This window comes from Sinorhizobium sp. (assembly GCF_059070375.1).
This window is the reverse complement of record NZ_JCACWC010000001.1, coordinates 238,955-255,642: the sequence shown is the minus strand read 5'-3', so window position 1 is coordinate 255,642 and position 16,688 is coordinate 238,955. Positions and strand designations below refer to the sequence as shown.

General features: G+C 59.4%; 20 protein-coding genes. 14 read left to right on the top strand and 6 right to left on the bottom strand.

Annotated elements, in window-relative coordinates:
- The first annotated feature begins 12 nt into the window (after positions 1 to 12).
- The gene (locus AC5J09_RS01240; RefSeq protein ID WP_379939624.1) at positions 13 to 384 is read left to right on the top strand and encodes a DUF488 domain-containing protein; all 372 of its coding nucleotides are present in this window, start codon (positions 13 to 15) and stop codon (positions 382 to 384) included.
- A gap of 266 nt (positions 385 to 650) precedes the next feature.
- On the top strand, positions 651 to 1,502 hold the full coding sequence (locus AC5J09_RS01235) for a LysR family transcriptional regulator (RefSeq protein WP_494296638.1): 852 nt from the start codon (positions 651 to 653) through the stop codon (positions 1,500 to 1,502).
- Here AC5J09_RS01235 and AC5J09_RS01230 read toward each other — a convergent pair.
- From AC5J09_RS01230 to AC5J09_RS01220, 3 genes are all read right to left on the bottom strand, one after another.
- On the bottom strand, positions 1,499 to 2,293 hold the full coding sequence (locus AC5J09_RS01230) for an ATP-binding protein (protein WP_338280703.1): 795 nt from the start codon (positions 2,291 to 2,293) through the stop codon (positions 1,499 to 1,501). The two genes, AC5J09_RS01235 and AC5J09_RS01230, sit on opposite strands and share 4 nt — an antisense overlap.
- 98 nt (positions 2,294 to 2,391) lie before the next feature.
- Positions 2,392 to 2,919, bottom strand: a complete 528-nt coding sequence (locus AC5J09_RS01225) for a plastocyanin/azurin family copper-binding protein (protein WP_440853857.1) — start codon at positions 2,917 to 2,919, stop codon at positions 2,392 to 2,394.
- Complete coding sequence (locus AC5J09_RS01220) at positions 2,916 to 3,329, bottom strand: DUF5602 domain-containing protein (protein WP_324765212.1); 414 nt, start codon at positions 3,327 to 3,329, stop codon at positions 2,916 to 2,918. The genes AC5J09_RS01225 and AC5J09_RS01220 overlap by 4 nt, the downstream gene beginning before the upstream one ends.
- A 469-nt stretch (positions 3,330 to 3,798) precedes the next feature.
- On the opposite strand from AC5J09_RS01220, the gene AC5J09_RS01215 reads away from it, so the two are divergent.
- From AC5J09_RS01215 to AC5J09_RS01205, 3 genes are all read left to right on the top strand, one after another.
- On the top strand, positions 3,799 to 4,305 hold the full coding sequence (locus tag AC5J09_RS01215; RefSeq protein ID WP_494296637.1) for a PTS sugar transporter subunit IIA: 507 nt from the start codon (positions 3,799 to 3,801) through the stop codon (positions 4,303 to 4,305).
- A gap of 16 nt (positions 4,306 to 4,321) precedes the next feature.
- Positions 4,322 to 4,774, top strand: coding sequence for a nucleoside diphosphate kinase regulator (rnk, locus tag AC5J09_RS01210; RefSeq protein WP_494296636.1), 453 nt, complete (start codon positions 4,322 to 4,324; stop codon positions 4,772 to 4,774).
- Between the two features lie 142 nt (positions 4,775 to 4,916).
- Entirely contained in the window at positions 4,917 to 5,216 is a 300-nt protein-coding gene (locus AC5J09_RS01205) for a helix-turn-helix domain-containing protein (protein WP_324765209.1), read from the top strand.
- 573 nt (positions 5,217 to 5,789) lie between these two features.
- On the opposite strand, the gene AC5J09_RS01200 is transcribed toward AC5J09_RS01205, so the two are convergent.
- On the bottom strand, positions 5,790 to 6,479 hold the full coding sequence (locus AC5J09_RS01200; RefSeq protein WP_494296635.1) for a haloacid dehalogenase type II: 690 nt from the start codon (positions 6,477 to 6,479) through the stop codon (positions 5,790 to 5,792).
- A gap of 605 nt (positions 6,480 to 7,084) precedes the next feature.
- Here AC5J09_RS01200 and AC5J09_RS01195 point away from each other — a divergent pair.
- The 5 genes from AC5J09_RS01195 (at position 7,085) to AC5J09_RS01175 (ending at position 12,032) form a co-directional block, all read left to right on the top strand.
- Positions 7,085 to 8,086: a phosphotransferase gene (locus AC5J09_RS01195; protein WP_494296634.1), complete on the top strand. Its 1,002-nt coding sequence runs from the start codon at positions 7,085 to 7,087 to the stop codon at positions 8,084 to 8,086.
- Between the two features lie 8 nt (positions 8,087 to 8,094).
- Positions 8,095 to 9,465 carry an aspartate aminotransferase family protein gene (locus AC5J09_RS01190; RefSeq protein ID WP_494296633.1) on the top strand — a complete coding sequence of 457 codons (1,371 nt, stop codon included), beginning with the start codon at positions 8,095 to 8,097 and terminating at the stop codon, positions 9,463 to 9,465.
- A 105-nt stretch (positions 9,466 to 9,570) separates the two neighbouring features.
- Positions 9,571 to 10,254, top strand: a complete 684-nt coding sequence (locus AC5J09_RS01185; protein WP_494297043.1) for a GntR family transcriptional regulator — start codon at positions 9,571 to 9,573, stop codon at positions 10,252 to 10,254.
- Positions 10,255 to 10,608: 354 nt separating this feature from the next.
- Positions 10,609 to 11,091 (top strand): GNAT family N-acetyltransferase, encoded by a 483-nt coding sequence (locus AC5J09_RS01180; RefSeq protein WP_494297042.1) that lies wholly within the window; start codon positions 10,609 to 10,611, stop codon positions 11,089 to 11,091.
- Positions 11,092 to 11,735: 644 nt separating this feature from the next.
- Positions 11,736 to 12,032 carry an SOS response-associated peptidase family protein gene (locus AC5J09_RS01175; protein ID WP_494296632.1) on the top strand — a complete coding sequence of 99 codons (297 nt, stop codon included), beginning with the start codon at positions 11,736 to 11,738 and terminating at the stop codon, positions 12,030 to 12,032.
- 6 nt (positions 12,033 to 12,038) lie between these two features.
- On the opposite strand, the gene AC5J09_RS01170 is transcribed toward AC5J09_RS01175, so the two are convergent.
- A complete protein-coding gene (locus AC5J09_RS01170; protein ID WP_494296631.1) occupies positions 12,039 to 12,314 on the bottom strand; it encodes a hypothetical protein in 276 nt (91 codons plus the stop codon).
- A 385-nt stretch (positions 12,315 to 12,699) separates the two neighbouring features.
- Here AC5J09_RS01170 and AC5J09_RS01165 point away from each other — a divergent pair, with 385 nt between their 5' ends.
- Together AC5J09_RS01165 and AC5J09_RS01160 are read left to right on the top strand one after the other, a co-directional pair.
- Positions 12,700 to 13,419: a response regulator gene (locus AC5J09_RS01165; RefSeq protein ID WP_494296630.1), complete on the top strand. Its 720-nt coding sequence runs from the start codon at positions 12,700 to 12,702 to the stop codon at positions 13,417 to 13,419.
- Positions 13,419 to 14,855, top strand: coding sequence for a sensor histidine kinase (locus tag AC5J09_RS01160; protein ID WP_494296629.1), 1,437 nt, complete (start codon positions 13,419 to 13,421; stop codon positions 14,853 to 14,855). Before AC5J09_RS01165 ends, AC5J09_RS01160 begins: the two co-directional genes overlap by 1 nt.
- Positions 14,856 to 15,025: 170 nt before the next feature.
- Here AC5J09_RS01160 and AC5J09_RS01155 read toward each other — a convergent pair whose 3' ends face one another.
- Complete coding sequence (locus AC5J09_RS01155; protein WP_494296628.1) at positions 15,026 to 15,271, bottom strand: hypothetical protein; 246 nt, start codon at positions 15,269 to 15,271, stop codon at positions 15,026 to 15,028.
- Between the two features lie 474 nt (positions 15,272 to 15,745).
- On the opposite strand from AC5J09_RS01155, the gene AC5J09_RS01150 reads away from it, so the two are divergent.
- Both AC5J09_RS01150 and AC5J09_RS01145 read left to right on the top strand, forming a co-directional pair.
- Positions 15,746 to 16,138, top strand: coding sequence for a c-type cytochrome (locus tag AC5J09_RS01150; protein ID WP_494296627.1), 393 nt, complete (start codon positions 15,746 to 15,748; stop codon positions 16,136 to 16,138).
- Between the two features lie 75 nt (positions 16,139 to 16,213).
- A complete protein-coding gene (locus AC5J09_RS01145) occupies positions 16,214 to 16,684 on the top strand; it encodes a (2Fe-2S)-binding protein (RefSeq protein ID WP_275598376.1) in 471 nt (156 codons plus the stop codon).
- Positions 16,685 to 16,688 lie beyond the last annotated feature (4 nt).

The window sequence follows — 16,688 nt, the reverse complement described above, 5'->3', positions numbered from 1 at the left end:
GGAGCGACGTGCATGAGCGCCAAAATCTCCGAGAAGAACGTCAAACTGAAGCGTGCCTATGAGAGTCCGACGGACGGTGACGGCAAGCGTGTCCTGGTTGACCGGCTGTGGCCGCGCGGAGTGAGCAAGACCGATGCGGCAATTGACTATTGGGCGAAGGAACTGGCGCCAAGCACCGAGCTGCGGAAATGGTTCGCTCACGATCCCTCCCGATGGGAGGAATTCCGCCGGCGGTATGCCGAGGAGATCAAGGAGCATCGCGAGGAATTTGATCGGTTGCGCAACCTGGCGCTCAACGGTCCGATCACACTTGTCTACGCGGCGCGCGACGAGAAGCACAACGATGCTGTTGTCATCAAGGAGATCTTGCTGGCACATCGATAAAATGCCTACCGAGAGGTGTCGAGGTCGCCGAGGATCGACTTGGCCGTCGGTCATTGGCTGTGCGGTTAGTACGTGTTGTCTGCCAAGCCAACCGGCTTGTCCGGCAACACCTCGGCGCAGTGCTCACTGCCTAGCCACGCCGAGCTCATGAGACTGGTTACGCATTCCGCGCTCGCCTGGCGGCTTCCACCCACTCTTACGGACGAGCTAATATATAGCAAACGAATTTGATTGACATTTAAGAGCAACGTTTATGCTATATCAAAATGGATATTGAGCTCGCCCGTACTTTCCTGGAAATAGTTTCAACGGGAAGTTTTATTCGCGCCGCGGAGCGCTTGAATGTTGCTCAGACCACGGTCAGCGCGCGGATTCGCCACCTCGAACAACTGCTTGGCCGGCCGCTGTTCGTTCGGAACAAGGGTGGCGCGTCTCTTACCCCGGCGGGCGAGCAGTTCCTGCGCCACGCGCCGACTTTCGTCCAGTTATGGCAGCGCACTCGTCAACAGGTCAAAGTGCCGGCAGGGCGCCGAGCAGTGCTGACGGTCGGCAGCGAAGTCACGCTTGCGCAACCACTCCTGCTGAACTGGGTCAGATGGATTCGTCAATCCCTTCCGGATATCTCGCTTCGCGTCCATGTCGACGTGCCCCAGGATTTGAATAATCAGGTCGCCTCGGGGATGGTCGATGTGGCGATCATGTATGCGCCCCAAATTCGCCCCGGCCTCCAGATCGATTTGCTGATGGAAGAAAAGCTCGTGCTTATGACAACCGATCCGGAAGCGAAGCGCCTTGAGGAGACGAGTTACGTCTACATGGATTGGGGGCCGGATTTCGGGCGACAACACGACACGAATTTCCCGGATGTCGCACCGGACCTCGCCTTCGATCTCGGTCCGCTGGCACTTAGCTATGTCCTTGCGAGCGGCGGCTCAGGTTACTTCAGGATGAGCGCGGTGGAGCCCCATTTAGCGGCGGGTGAGCTCCATCTCGTACCCGACATGCCGCAATTCTCCTATCCGATTTACTCGGTGAGGTCGGCAAATGCCGACGAGAGTGTTGTGGGACCGGCGCTTGCCGGCTTGCGCGCGATCTCCGAAGGCAACATCGAGGCCTAAGCGGCCGCGTCGGTCGATGGAAATAGCAGATCGACTGTGGTTCCGGTGCCTCGCTCGCTGGCAATTCGGAGATGACCCCCGACCATCTGCATGAAGGCGCGCACCTGCGCTAATCCCATTCCGGTGCCGTTCTCGCCCTTGGTCGTGAAGAACGGGTCCAGCACCTTTTGCAGAACGTCCGGTAGTATGCCGCAGCCGTGGTCGTCGACGCGAAGCCGGGCATAGGTTCCCGGCGCCGGCAGGCCAGGCGCACTGTCGGGCTCAACCAGCCGCTCCGTTCCGATGCAAATCTCGCCGCCGCCTGGCATGGCATCGCGAGCGTTGAGGACAAGATTAAGAACCGCGGCGTCGAAAAGCGTTGGTTCGATCTGGCAGCTTGGTACGTCGCAACCCAGCTCGAACCTGACGCGGACGTCGGGTCCCGCACCATATCTAAGGAATGGCGCGGCAGCGCTGACGCACGCGTTCAGGTCGCGCACTCTGAGGTCGAGTTCCCTATGGTCTGCAAAAGCGAGCAACTGCGTAATCAATGCGACACCCCGGTCGACGCCTTCCTGCGCCGCGGCAATATAGGCGCGCACGCTCTCCGGCTGGTCGGCTCTTCGTGCGGCGAGCCTCAGGCCGGAGTCAACGATCGCCAGGATGTTTCTGAGATCATGGGCAATACCGCCGGTCATCTCGCCCAAGGAGTGAAGCCGACGCATTGCGCCTTCGCGCTGTTTGGCTGCCACTGTCCCGCCGCTGCTTCCCGCCTGCGGCTGCAGGTCTGCCCGAAACGCAGTGTCTGTCATGGTAGCCCCTCGTGGTTGCCGGTGCGCGGACTACGGTCCCTTCGCCATCGGACTCATTTGTTCGCTTGTTGGCTGGCCAGCGTCGAAACGCGGGGGCTCTAAACCCGCCGGACTATCCGCTTTGCCATTATTTCTTCGACCGTTGGAAACGCCTTGAGGGTCTGATCCGGTAGGCCGCTCCCTGAAGCGATCGCCTCCATCCAGCCGCCATGCGGTTCTGGTTCGCCGACTATGATGCGTCCGACCATTCCCGCCAGCTCATGTGGAACGCAATAGTAGTCATAAACTCCTTGCTCGGTGAAGGTTACCGAGAAGCTCGCGTCGGGCAGGAGATAGTCCGAATCCCAGGACTTAGCCCTTTCAGGAATGCGCCGCGGCCTCCCGAAATTTGCTGGATGATAGGCGGTCGTCGTATGCGAATTGCCGGGGTTGGTGTTGGTCCAGCGGACCATCTGACCCGGCTTGATCAGGAGACCGATCGGGTCAAACCAGGCATGTGAGCCATAGGCGCGCCCTTGCATCCGGATCTCCACTACCTCCTCGGCCCATACGTCCCGCCCGGACAGGGAAAGGACGGCGACGAGCCCGCCACCGAGACCCAGCACTTCACGCCGCGCGACACTCATTTGGCGACGCTCGCTTCGCCGGCAGTTGCAACATGCCACAGGACGACATGGACATGCGGCTCTTCCACGCCTGGATGGCCGGCATTGTAGTAGACGTCGACATGGTCGACGCTGCCTCCGGGCGCTGCAAGATTATCGAACGACCTGTCCGGATTGAGATCCTTGGTCGGCAGCATGTAGATCGTGCTGACAAGCTTTCCGTCATGATTATATGCGAGGAACGGACCAGCCGGCAGTGTCGCCGGATCGACGAAGAGCTGGCCAATGCCGGGGAGGAAATCGGGTAACTTCACCAGCTTGCTGACCTGCTGATAAGGGGCGGCCGGCGGCGCCTTTGCGGCTTCATCCGCAGCCATGGCACCAAGCGTGCTGGCCAGTGTCAGAACAGGAACGAGGAAGAGTTTTTTCATCGGGGAGATCCTTTTCTCCGTTCAAAGCCGAGATCGCGGAAATTCCGGCGGCTAATGGCTGCTCGTACGACCTGTCGCGTGCAGCCATTCAAGAACCAGGCGGTAATATTAGTCCAATGAAATAAACTGGCATTTCAGTGCAGTATTTCTGCATCCCTCCGAATTTTCGGCCTCACCGCCCTCTGATGGCCGGAAGTCTACTGAACGCGAGATATCCACGAATTCAGAGCGATCCACGTCCTAGCCGCGCGCTTGATTTCGAGAATTCCGTCCCCATGTTTTAGTTACTATGAATACTTTCGCACCACAGAGAGAGCCACAACGCCTCAAAGCAGGCCTCTAGCCCGGACGTGAACTCTACCGGCTTCGCGTCCGGGTCAGCCACATCCTCGATTCAATCAATAAGCGCAGCAGACGGCGTGCCAAACGCAGTTCGTTTGCGCTCGCGCGTATCGGCTAAGAAGCAACCATGATGACGTTCGGCAACCTGTCAGAAGAAAATATTACTCTTGACCTTGCGACAAAGGGAAAGCACTCGGCGCTGTCCAGGATCGCTGTCAAATTTGCGCGAGGAACCGGGCTTGATGACCAAGCGATTCTTCGGAGCATTTGGAGGCGGGAGCGGCTCGGCTCAACCGCCATCGGGCGTGGCATCGCCGTCCCGCACGCATTGCTGCGCTCAATCTCGTCGCCTGTAGCGTCATTTACGCGACTGGCTCCTCCGATAGATTTCAACACCCCCGACAGCGATCCCGTCGATCTCGTCTTTACCGTGCTTTGGCCCCGCTCTGAGGCTCGTACCTTCTTGCCTGCGCTGTCGCGACTATTCCGTATGGTGCGCGCGCCGCTGATCAGGGAGGGGCTCCGGCTGGCCCAATCCCCCGAGGAGGTGATGGCGATTTTTATGATCGAGGCAAGGCAGGTCAACGGTATCCCATGGCGGACCAATGTCGCGCATTCGGTGGCACTAAGATGAACACTGAGGAACGGAAATGAAGAAGCACCTCCAGAACTCACAAAAGCCTTCGATCGTGATTGGCGAGACGGATCACCAGCGATTGAATAAACTTGCTCTTGCTGCGGCTGATCGCCTTCCCGAGGTTTCCGATGGTCTCTTGATTGAGCTCGAACGCGCACTCGTGGTTGCGGGCACCTCGGGGCCTCCGAATGTCGTTCGAATGGGATCGACGGTTGAGTATGAAGCTGACACCGTTGATGGGCGAACAGTGACACTCGTGTTCCCGATAGACGCAGATATTTCCGAAGGCAGGATATCCATCCTGACCCCCATCGGAACTGGCCTTCTCGGCTTGTCCGCCGGTAAGACCATGGATTGGAGCGGACGGGATGATAGGGGGCACAAGCTGACGGTGTTTGCGGTTACTCAACATCGGGCGGAAAGCGAAGTCCTCCGTTCCTCCGAGACGTCAAGCCTTCTTGCATAAAGTAGAGAACGATTATCGCTGGCATCGGGATCCTTTCCCCGATCAGCTCGAGCGTGGCAAATTCGCCACCTTGCTGGCCGAATGGCTACGATTGATCGCCCCGATGCTGGGGCGGTCTTGTTTGTAGAAAAGGAGAATAACCATGATCACTGGCTCCCAATGTCGTGCGGCACGTGCACTTACCGACCTCTCGCCCGAGCGTCTCGCAATATCTGCCGGCGTGGGCGTGGAAACCGTGCTTCGTTTTGAGCGCAAGCTCGACAAACCGGGTGATGATGAAATGTTTGCCTTGCAATCGGCTCTGGAAAGAGCCGGCGCCGTCTTCATTCCTGACAATGGCGCCGGCATTGGTGTGCGCCTGAAATTTACTGGATCAGAAGCTAAACGCATCGACATTCTTGAGAATGAAGGCGGTATAGTTGCACCTGACCGGGTGCCTTAACTGGAGTATGACAGTGGCAATTTGCGTGCCAGTTTCTCGAGCAAACGGGCATCGACATCGCGTTCCAAGAGGTGCGTCCGGGCCTGGAAAAACTTTGGTTTAGCGCCCGCTCGCTTCCTTCTGCAGTCATAGGTTCCCAGAATTCCACCTTGGCAAATCTCTGATCTTTGCCGTCGCCCCAAGGATCCTCGCAGATCCGAAATGAAGCAGGTCACGCTGAACGGCGGCTCGTCTCGCATCGCGCCCCTTCATGCTAATCGCTGCGAGCGACCGCTTGCCACCCGGTCCAGTCATTCCCGCACCCTTCGCGGACGACCGCTGTACGCCCCGGTCGTTGAGGAACAGCCCCTGTTATTCGAAGCGGACTCGATAGCGGCCGTGCAACGAACGCGTCCCGAGAGCGACGTGCCGTTGCGTCACGTTCGGATCACACCATCCTCTAACGCCAGCAGGTCACTCGTGCGGAAGGGGTCCCCGGAAAGGCCGTGCTTTGCTCCCCTTCGAACGATAAAGAGAAGGGGCGAATGAACCGCCCCGGTCTCATCGTAGCAACAGTGCCTGAGCGTTATTTTTTCAGGCGCGCTTGAGTGCGGGCTCCAGGCCAACGGCGGCGGCTAACCCGCCGATATCCTCGACCTCGGTATATTCGTAATAGGGATTGGCTGGCTCATGGCCGCGGTTGACCCAGACCTTGCTCTTGATGCCCAGGTCATAGGCGGTCATCAGGTCGTAACGGAAGGATGAGGACACATGAGTAATGTCTTCGGGCCCGCAGCCGAGCTTGTCGAGCATGTATTCGAAGCCCTTCATCAGAGGTTTGTATGCCCCGACTTCTTCCGCCGTGATGACCATATGGATGGGCGCGCCCAGCTTTTCCACGTTCGACATGATCAGGCTGTTCATGGAGTTCGACAGGATGACCAGCGGAATTTCCTCGGCCACCCTGGACAGGCCAGCCGGGACGTCCGGGTGCGGACCCCAGGTTGGCACTTCGTCATACACGCGTTGCGCGTCTTCGGGTTTGAACGGGATACCGATGCGTTTGCAAGTGCGTTCGATGGAATTGTGCACCACTTCGAGGAAAGGTTTCCATGGCCCTAACACCTCGTCAAGGCGATAGCCTCTAAAAGCCTCGACAAAGCCGGCCATCGCTTCTGGGGAGAGGCGCTCGGCGTAGACGCGTCGCGCAGCGCCGGCCATATCGAAATTGGTGAGTGTGCCGTAGCAGTCGAAGGTGACGTACTTCGGTCGAAATCGAGTCATGGCGTGTATTCCTTCCAATTTTCACGGCACAGTGTGCCTATACAAGGTCAGGTTGCTGGGCATGCCGCCTCGTCTAAAGAGTCGCGGTGCCGATAGACCGCAATGCGGCAGCGTATCTGATCAGTTTCATTGCCTTCGCCTCTTTTGGTATCGGGCCAATTCACCCAGCGGAGCACTCCAACTTGCTTGCTGCACTCCGGCCAGTGGGGAGGACATTGGCATAACTTTGTGGCAATGGCAATTAAATTGTCCAACAATTTTTCAAGACTGATCGTCCTGCTGCTTTCCGGCAGCTTGAGTGCGTCGTTATTCACACAACACAAATTGCGCGGTGATGCGACGCAAATCCCTGGTATTCGCTTGTTTTGGTGTACGGATTTACCAAAAATCTCGCGAATTCGTTAATCTTCCTTGGGCAGAGAAAGACCATTCAAACGGCAAGAAATTTCAATCAAAAAATAAATTGTTGTACAAAAATTGGAAAGTGAGATACTAAGGCCTCGAGCTGCCCATTCCAGAGGCAGTATCTGAATGAGTTAAAGATGGGTCACAAGCATCAGTGCGGGCCAGCCCGCGTCCCTGAGCTTTCCGAGGTGTGCCACCCCGTGGGCGCTGCGGAAGCCGAAGAAATCGCCGAACGGCTATATGGCGCGCGAGGCTCGGCCACGCGCTTTGAAACCGAGAAAGACGACACGTTCCTCCTCAACTGCGCGGCCCGGGGGAAGTTTGTGCTGAAGATCGCTCATCCTTCCGAGCGGATGGAGGAGCTCGATTTTCAGGTCGCCCTGCTGCGTCATCTCGAGCAGCGGGCGCCAGATCTACCCGTCCCCCGTGCACTTCGCGACGCCGACGGTGTGGATTTGCCCAGCGTCACCACCAGGGCCGGCGAGCGGCGGGTGGTGCGGCTCATCACCTTCCTCCCCGGTACGCCGCTCGACCGGACATCTGCCACAGCCCCACAGCGCGAGCGGATCGGTGAAATCCTGGCAAAGCTGCGTCATTCCATGGCCGATTTCTCGCATCCCGCAGACGGCCGGGCGCTGGCATGGGACGTCACCCATCTGCTCGATCTCGCCGATCTGTTGAGTTTCATCCCCAGGGGCGGCAAGCGGGCCTGGACCGTCCGCGCGCTCGAGCGGTTTGCCGAAGTCAAGCCGAGCCTCGACCTGTGCCGGCGGCAGGTGCTCCACAACGACTTCAATACGTCGAACCTAGTCGTCAATCACGCCAGCCCGCAGTTCCTGACCGGCGTCATCGACTTCGGCGATGCGGTCCGTACCGCTGTCGCCGTTGATGTCTCCACGGCGTTGATGAATCAAATGCCAAAAACGTTCGACCATGGGAACCGGCGTGACCTGTTCGACGAACCGCGCGACGTTCTGCGCGGCTATCTCCGCCACGCCGAACTGACGGACGAGGAACTCCGGCTCATCCCCTTCCTGTCGATGGGCCGTCTTGCGGTCCGTGCGCTGTTGACGTGCTGGCGCGCCGGAATATTCCCCGAGAATAGCCGCTATATCCTGCGCAATACCGAAGTCGGCTGGACCCACCTCGAGTGGTTCCACTCGATTTCGACCGCACAGATTTCCGATCTTCTGACACGATAGGAACCGTGATGCCCCAGCAATCGACTACCCTGCCCAAGGGCTTCCGTGGCGACATGCCAAATGGCTTCAACCCCCAGGACACGTCTCATCTCACAAGTGAAGATTTGGCGCATATCGCCAGGCGGCAAAGGCTGCTCGGGCCCGCTTATCGGCTCTTCTACAAGTCGCCGGTTGAGATCTTCCGTGCCAAGGGCGTCTTCCTCTATGACAGGCACGGCGACGAATATCTCGACGCCTATAACAACGTGGTATCGCTGGGTCACTCTCATCCACGCGTCATCGAGGCGATCCAGAAGCAGCTCGAGATACTCTGTACCCACACGCGTTACATGCAGGAGCCCCTGCTGGACTATGCCGAAGCCCTGATCAATACGTTCGGTGGCGAACTCGGCCGAACCGGATGCGCGATGTTCACATGCACCGGCTCGGAAGCCAACGATCTCGCCTTGCGTATCGCGCGTTACCACACACGCAAGACCGGCGTCATTGTCACGGCCGAAGCCTATCACGGCAACAGCGGCGCGGTGGCGGCAATCTCGCCGTCGCTCGGCAAGAAGTCGGCTCTGGATCCCTATGTCCGCACGGTCGCCGCGCCCGATTCCTACCGCCTACCCGTCGAGGAAATCGGCCGGCGGATGGCGGAGGACGTCGCACGGCAGATCGCGGACATCGAGCGGCACGGCGGCGGCCTAGCGGCCTTCATCGCCGACTCCGTCTTCTCCTCCGATGGCCTCTATGTCGATCCGACGGACGTATTGGCGCCAGTGGCGGAAGTGGTGCGCAAGGCAGGCGGCCTGTTCATCGCCGACGAGGTGCAGTCCGGATTCGGGCGGACCAGCACCCATTTTTGGGGTCACTCCCGTCACAAGGTCGATCCGGACATCGTGACAATGGGCAAGCCCATGGGCAACGGCTATCCCGTTGCCGGCGTAGTCCTGCGGCCTGAACTCATCGCCGAATTCGGTTCCAGCATGCGCTACTTCAACACGTTTGGCGGCAACTCCGTCGCTATCGCCGCTGCAAGGGCCGTGCTCGACACGATCCTCGAAGAGGGCCTGTTGGACAACGCCGCCAAGGTCGGCGGCGAAATCCTCGACGGCCTGCGGGACTTGCAGAAGAAATATGAATTCGTCGGCGATGTTCGCGGGGCCGGCCTCTATTTCGCCGTCGAACTCGTCGGGGACAGAGACCGGAAAACGCCGGACATGGACCGTGCACTTGCTGCCGTCAATGCATTGCGCGACCGGCGCATCCTCATTTCCGCGACGGGAGCGGACGCTCATATCCTGAAGATCAGGCCCCCGCTCATCTTCACATCGGCCAACGCGGCGCGTCTCCTCGAGGGCGTCGACGAGGCGCTTCGGTCCGTGCAGATCTAGGATCTCACCCCCATGCAGCCGGGGGGCACAATATCATCTCCCTTGCCCTATGCCGCCGCATGTGGCGTAGGTATGAAAACAAAATCAACGAGCAAAGCCACAGCCATGCCGACGCTGCACGCCACGAATCAAGCCGATGATCTTGAGATGAAAGTCGAGCCCATGCCGGCTAGCGCGGTGGAAACCCTGACACACGCCTTGCGACGGCGCATCTTGTCGGGAGATTTCCATCCGGGCGAGTTCCTTCGCGACGTGAGGATGTGCGAGGAGCATTCGACCTCGCGGCATACATTCCGTACAGCAGCCCAGGTGCTCGTCACGCAGGGCCTACTGCGGCAGATACCGAACAGAGGCTTTGTGGTGCCTGAATTCGGGCCCGACGATATCGTCGATATCACACGCGTGCGCGGCGCCATCGAAGGCGAGGCCATTCGTCTGATCGTGCTGACCGGCATCATCCCATCTCAGGCGCTGGAGGCGGTCGAGGTTATGCACAGGTCGACTCTATCCACCGACAGATCCCTGTTGGTTGGCGCGGACCGTGACTTCCACCGCGCGATTATCGCCGCCAGCGGCAGCCCTCGGCTGAAGCGAACCTATTCAGACCTCGAGGGCGAGATCGAGCTGCTCCTCGCACAGCGGCAGGATTTCTACGCCACTGCCGAAGAAATGGCGGAAGAACACGAGCGGCTCATCAACAGCTTAAAAAGCCGACACTACGATACGGCGCGGGAGGCGTTCCAGGAGCACTGGGAAGATCTCCAGATCAAATTGCTCGATCAACGCTGACCAGCGCTCCGCGCCCATAACCGGCCAAGCGACGCTGTGGATGCCGCCGCCGCCGGTTCGGCGCGGAGCAAGCACCATCTCGGGTGCTTCCTCTCCGGCTGGGACAAGATGCTGGTCGATGCCATGACGGTGCGGATGACGCTCAAGCCGCAGAGCCTCAGCCGCGTACCGGCCGGATTCCTCGGCCCATCAGCACAAACTCGGGACGAAAGGTCAGGTTGGCTCTTTCGATTTCGCGTGGAGGGGTGATGCAACCTCGAAGCGCCGAGGCGGAGCCGCCATTTGCCAGTCCGCAAAGGATAAAACACCATGACCCGCTTCTCAGCGCCTACCGCCAAGGCTAATGATGCCGCCATGTATATTCGCCCCGCCTCATCCGCAGACGCTCCCGCCGTCTGGTCGATTATTGAACCCATAATCCGAGCGGGAGAAACCTATGCGCTTGATCCCAACCTGAGCCGGGCAGAGGCTCTCGCGTACTGGATGGGAGCAGACAAGGAAGTGTACGTAGCCGAGCAAGCGGGCGCCATCCTCGGCACCTATTACATTCGTTCCAATCAGGCGGGCGGTGGTCAGCACGTTTGCAACTGTGGATACGTCACAGCACCTAATGCGACCGGTAAAGGCGTCGCACGTAGTTTGTGCGAACACTCAATGGCAACCGCCCGCGCCAACGGATATCGGGCGATGCAGTTCAACTTCGTCGTGAGCACCAACCTGCGGGCCATTTCGCTATGGCAGAAAATGGGTTTTGAAGTCGTGGGCACATTGCCCGGCGCGTTCAGGCACCCGACGCATGGCTACGTTGACGCCTTCGTTATGTATCAAGCGCTATAAAGGCAGTTGGCGTGCGCGATGTAGAGTGAGATGCTGTCCTGCCCGTGCGGTCGCGGTGACAGTTGCGTCCTTGGCCGTTTCAGCACCCGCCCGCCGATGGCCGCGATAGGACGGTGAGTGGATGAGGCAGATCGCTCCGTCGAGTCTGACAAGCGAGTCCACGCAGTTTTAAACAAGATCAACCGAGTGCCTGACTGAACAGCGCGTAGTTGCGGTGATACGTGGGTCTGCTTTGCCCGCACGCGGTGAGCCATCCTGCAAAAATCCTTGGCGCGCGCTGCGTGTGATTTTCGCAATTGGGTGAACCGCTGGGAGATCGCCTCCAGGTTCGGCAGCCAGAGCACCCGTGACGAATTACGGTCGAAGCTCCGATGTTCACGCTGCGGAAACAAGAGCAACAATGGTTGGCGGCTCGGCAGGATCGGCCGCGTTCGGAGTGCGTGGATGTGCAATCGATACCGCATCGAAGTCGAACTTGATGAGTTGTGGCATGCGGCGCGCCGGCATAGCGACATGACCACCGGGCCAGCCCGACAACGGAGGTACTCCCCGACAAGTAGGGCGTGTGATCCGCAACAACGCCGATGGCGAGCGCGAGCTGGTCAATCTGACCTGGGGCATGCCGTCGCCGCCGACGGTCACAAATGGTAGGCCCGATTACGGCGTCACCAACATTCGCAACCTCGACTCTTCCCCTTGGCCCCGCGGGTCGGCGAGCACGAACTGTTCGCCTTCTCACCTGCGAGGCCAACTCAGTCGTCAAGCCGATCCATCCGAAAGCAATGTCCATCATCCTGACCGAGCCGGAGGAAATCGAGCTGTGGCTGATGGCCGATTGGAAGGACGCCAAGGCGCTGCAGAGGCCGTTCCCTGTAGAGGCGATGACGTTGCTGCCGGTTGGCCAGCAAACAGAAGCTGGTCAGCAAGCGACGCTCTTCTGAATGCTCTCAACGCTGGCGGCTGAGTCCCTGGTAGTATCCACCTTCACCGCCCTTCACGACCCGTTGAACCGGTTTCACCGTGCTTGGGAAGCCATATGTGGCGGAATTTGTCCTGATGCCGCCGGTCGCGCTATCGTCGGTTTTCTTGGCGGGCGAAGCGGCTCGGCTCTTCGCATTGATATCAACGCCTTCGTAGTAGTCGAAGGCGGCGAGCGCGGGTCCGAAGCTCGTAAGCGTCCCAAACGAGACGATGGCGGCTGCGATATAGTGCTTGGTAGTCATTGAATTCTCCTTTGTGCGTGTTCGCTATCGCAGCCCTGGCTCGGGAGGTGTCAGAGCGCGATGGCGACGAAGTCCGAACAGATGCGAGGGAACCGCGAGGCGTCGGACAGGAGAGACCCTAGAGGTAAGTTGTCGCGTGGTTATGCGAGTGAATGTGCTGTTCGGGGCAAAGTGTATCAACGCCGTTGGGTGGTCTTGGATGCTCGTGCCGCCGCAAATTTCCCGATTTAGTCATGTTGCCGGGCAATATGGGGCGTACAACAGAATGCCATCGTCGAGGCCGAGGTTTCGCAGTTGACACTGTTTGATACACTTTTTTGAATGCGGAGCCTGGGCGCTGGCGATATGTGTTTGTAAAGACAACTCCGCCCCGGACTGGAGCGATATGCAACCGACGCCTCACATCGCCGTTGTGGATGATCATCGCGATATTCGCGACCTGGTCGGGAAATATCTCACACAACAGGGCTACCGTGTTTCCGTCGCGGAAAACGGCGAAGCGCTTCGACGCCTCTTGGAGAAGGGCGCCCCCGATCTCGTCGTGCTGGACATCATGATGCCTGGCGAGGACGGCCTGACCGTCTGCCGTCAGTTGCGCACGACGACGGAGCTGCCGGTCATCTTTCTGACGGCGATGGCAGACGGGACGGACCGGATCGTCGGCCTGGAACTCGGCGCCGACGATTACATCACCAAGCCGTTCAACCCGCGCGAACTCCTGGCAAGGATCCGGGCGGTGCTGCGGCGCGTCAACAGCCTCCCGCCCCAGCGCGGAAGGATCAAGGCCAAATCGATTCGCTTCGACGTCTGGGAACTCGACACTGGCCGCCGGGAGCTCCTCGGGCGCGATGGCGTGAGCGTGGCGTTGAGCACGGCGGAGTTCCGGCTGCTCAATGCCTTCCTGGAGCACCCCGGTCTGGTGTTGAGCCGTGACCAGCTGCTTGACCTGACGGCTGGGCGTGCGGCCGAGAGCTTTGATCGCAGCATCGACAACCAGGTCAGTCGGTTGCGCAAGAAGATCGAGAGCGACCCGAAAAATCCATCTTTGATCAAGACGCACTGGGGTGGAGGATACAGCTTCGTGGCGGAGGTAGAAACCTACTGATGCGGTGGTGGAGGAAGAGCCTCGCGGCTCAGTTCATCTGTTTTCTGTTGATGGCGCTTGTGTTGTCGCAAGCGATCGGGTTTCTGATCTCTTGGGACGAACGCGACAAGGCTTTGCGTGCGGCATCGAAGGGTGAATTCTTGAGCCGTACGGCGTCGCTTGCAACTCTGCTCGAGTCCATTCCTCCAGGTTTCCATACCGATGTCCTGCGGGCAAGCGGAACAACGTACACACGCTTTTGGATGTCGGGACACGATCCCGTCGATACGCTCGCCTGGCGAAAACAGGCAGTCGCGCAACTGGAGGAACCGCTACCCAACCTGCTCCCAGCCTATCGCCCGCCTGAGCTAACCTCGGCTGGGCCAGCCAAGACGCCGTCAGCCAAGGGCCTCCAGCTTTTCGAAAGGGCAATTGCCTCTGAGGGCTGGACGCGACTTTCGACTGACGTATGGAGCCTGCCCCGGTTTGCCAAGTTTCTTCCGCTGGGCGATTCCCACGGCATGGGGCTTGCGGTCCAACTCAGCGATGGGCGCTGGCTGAACTCCGTCTATCGCAAGACGATGCCGAATCCTTTCTGGAACACGCAGTCCCTCGTCTCGCTCGCCGTCACCGCGACAACGCTTGCGTTGATCGGTGTCTTCGTAGCTAACCGCATGGCAAGACCCATGCGCCGGCTGGCCGGCGCCGCGGAGGCTCTCGGCAGAGGCCAGTCCGTTGAGCCACTGCCGGAAACGGGTCCCGATGATATCCGCAGGACGACGGAGGCCTTCAACCGGATGCAGGCGCGACTTACGCGCTTCGTCGAGGATAGGACGCGCATGCTCGCTGCGATCAGTCACGATATTCGCACGCCGCTTACTTCGCTGCGTCTGCGGGCCGAATTCGTGACGGATAGCGACGCTCAGCAGAAAATGATGGCGACGATCGGCGAGATCCAGACGATGACCGAGGCAGCGCTTGCCTTTGCGCGCGAGGAGGCCGTGACGGAGCCAACCCGTACCGTCAATTTGACGGCTTTGATCGAAAGCCTCTGTGACGACCTTGCTGACCTCGGGCAGAATGTAAAATTTCTCGATAGCCCCAAGATCACCTATCGCTGCCGTCCGGACGGGCTCAGGCGCGCCGTCCGCAACCTGATCGAAAACGCCGTGCGCTACGGCAACGAGGCTCGCGTCCAGCTCAATGAGACGCCCTCCTCCGTTCGAATCGTAATTGAGGACAAGGGGCCCGGGATTCCCGAAGCAGATTTCGAGCGTGTTTTTGAGCCATTCTTCCGACTGGAGTCCTCGCGAAATCGCGAAACAGGCGGGGTTGGCCTAGGCCTGTCGATCGCCCGGGCAACCGTTCGCCACCACGGCGGCGACATCACCCTGTCGCGACTGAAGAATGGCCTGAGCGCGACGATAACGCTTCCCAAGTCGGATCGAGGCGCTTGAAGCGCTGCTACCTTGGCTGTGGATAAGGCGTTCCGGCGGCCCTTGCGCGGATAGCGGCAACCCTACCGTCCGGATCGGCGACGAGCGCATACCGCATGCCGGCGGTGCAATGGCGATGTGTGCAGCCGCGCCCTTCCCTGATTGGCGGCTTTTCAGCTTGTGTGCCGCAATTACGTTTGCACGCCGTAGGCCTGAGCCGGCGCCAGCTTCAGGCACGGCGCTTGTTTTTCGGCACTTGCTGTCTGAGCCGCGCAAGTCTCTTCGGTAAGGTCAGCCGCCAGAACAATCATCGCGGCGCAAAGGATCGAAGCTGCACTCAGCAGTAAACCCGCTAATACGTTCGCCGCTGGCCGCGCACCAGCTTCACGGCGATCACGAAGATACCCAGGCTCACTCTCGACGAGTTTACGTTTCATGCTTCAGAACTTTCTTGAGGGATTATTTGACGGTTGAAGCTTAGCCGCAACTTGTCGCAATATTTTCCCAGATTCTATGGTAAATTGTATCGGCATGTGTCGGACAGCTTAGTGTAAGGTGCCGGAAATATAATTCAAATCCGAGTAGCGGCCTAATATGCGTCAAAAACAAAGCTCAGCAGAGCCGAAATTCAGCTTGACACTTTCACCAGGGAAACTCGCGCGGGCGGAGCAAAGCCGCAGCGCCAAACCAACCGTCGTGGCGTGGGAACTCGATCGCCCTGCGCCTGTGGCACCAGGCCAGCCTGTCTCGTACGCGGCCTCGTCCAGCATGCTTTGAGATAATTCGTTACAACTCGGCAGTTCCACCGGCAAATCTCTGCGACAAACGCCAACTATCCTTCGGTTGTCGAAGCGATCTGCACGGGAGGTGTTCGTGCCCTGCCTCGCAGCCGCCAACTCCGAGGATTGTTCATGAAAAACAAGCATCTGATCTCCGCTCCCATTCTCGGTGCCCTGCTCTGGCCTGGCGCGAGCCCGGCACAGGAACCGGCGGCTACCGCAGGCGAGAGACTTTTTCGCACCCGCTGCGCCTCCTGCCACAGCCTGAATCCGGGCGAAAACCGTGTCGGTCCGCATCTATCCGGGCTCGTTGGCCGCTCAGCCGGTAGTGTGGAAGGCGCTCGCTACTCGAAGGCACTCAGCGCATCGGGATTCGTCTGGGACGAAGAGCGTCTGCAAGACTACTTAAACAATCCACGCCAGGCTGTGCCGGGCACCACGATGAGCGTCAGCATTCGCGACGCGGCGCAGCGATCGGCGATCATCTCCTATCTGCGGAGTAATCCTGGCGAGACGACCCAGTGAGGCAAGCATGCGACTGGTCAACGTTCAAGCAATCGCTGGCGGTTCGCCGCCGCTAACCCGGCAAGGAAAGGTATCATGGCTCAATTGACCATCAACGGCGAGACGCGGAATATTGAGGTAGATCCCGAGACCCCCCTTCTTTGGGTACTACGCGAACAGGTGGGTCTGACCGGCACCAAATTCGGCTGCGGGATAGCGCAATGCGGCGCCTGCACAGTCCATATAGACGGTGTTGCGACGCGCTCCTGCGCGTTGCCGGTCAGTGCAGTAGAATCAGGTCAAAAGATCGTCACGATCGAAGGCCTGTCCGAGGACGGCTCCCATCCGGTCCAGCAGGCATGGCTGGCGCTCGACGTTCCACAATGTGGATACTGTCAAGCTGGCATGATCATGGCGGCCGCCGCCCTCATCAGCAGCACGCCAAGCCCGAGCGACGACGATATTAGCGCCGAGATTACCAACATTTGTCGCTGCGGGACCTATAACCGCGTCCGCGCCGCCATCAAACTCGCCGCTGAAACCGCCAGCGCATCCCAGAAAAGATGAGGAC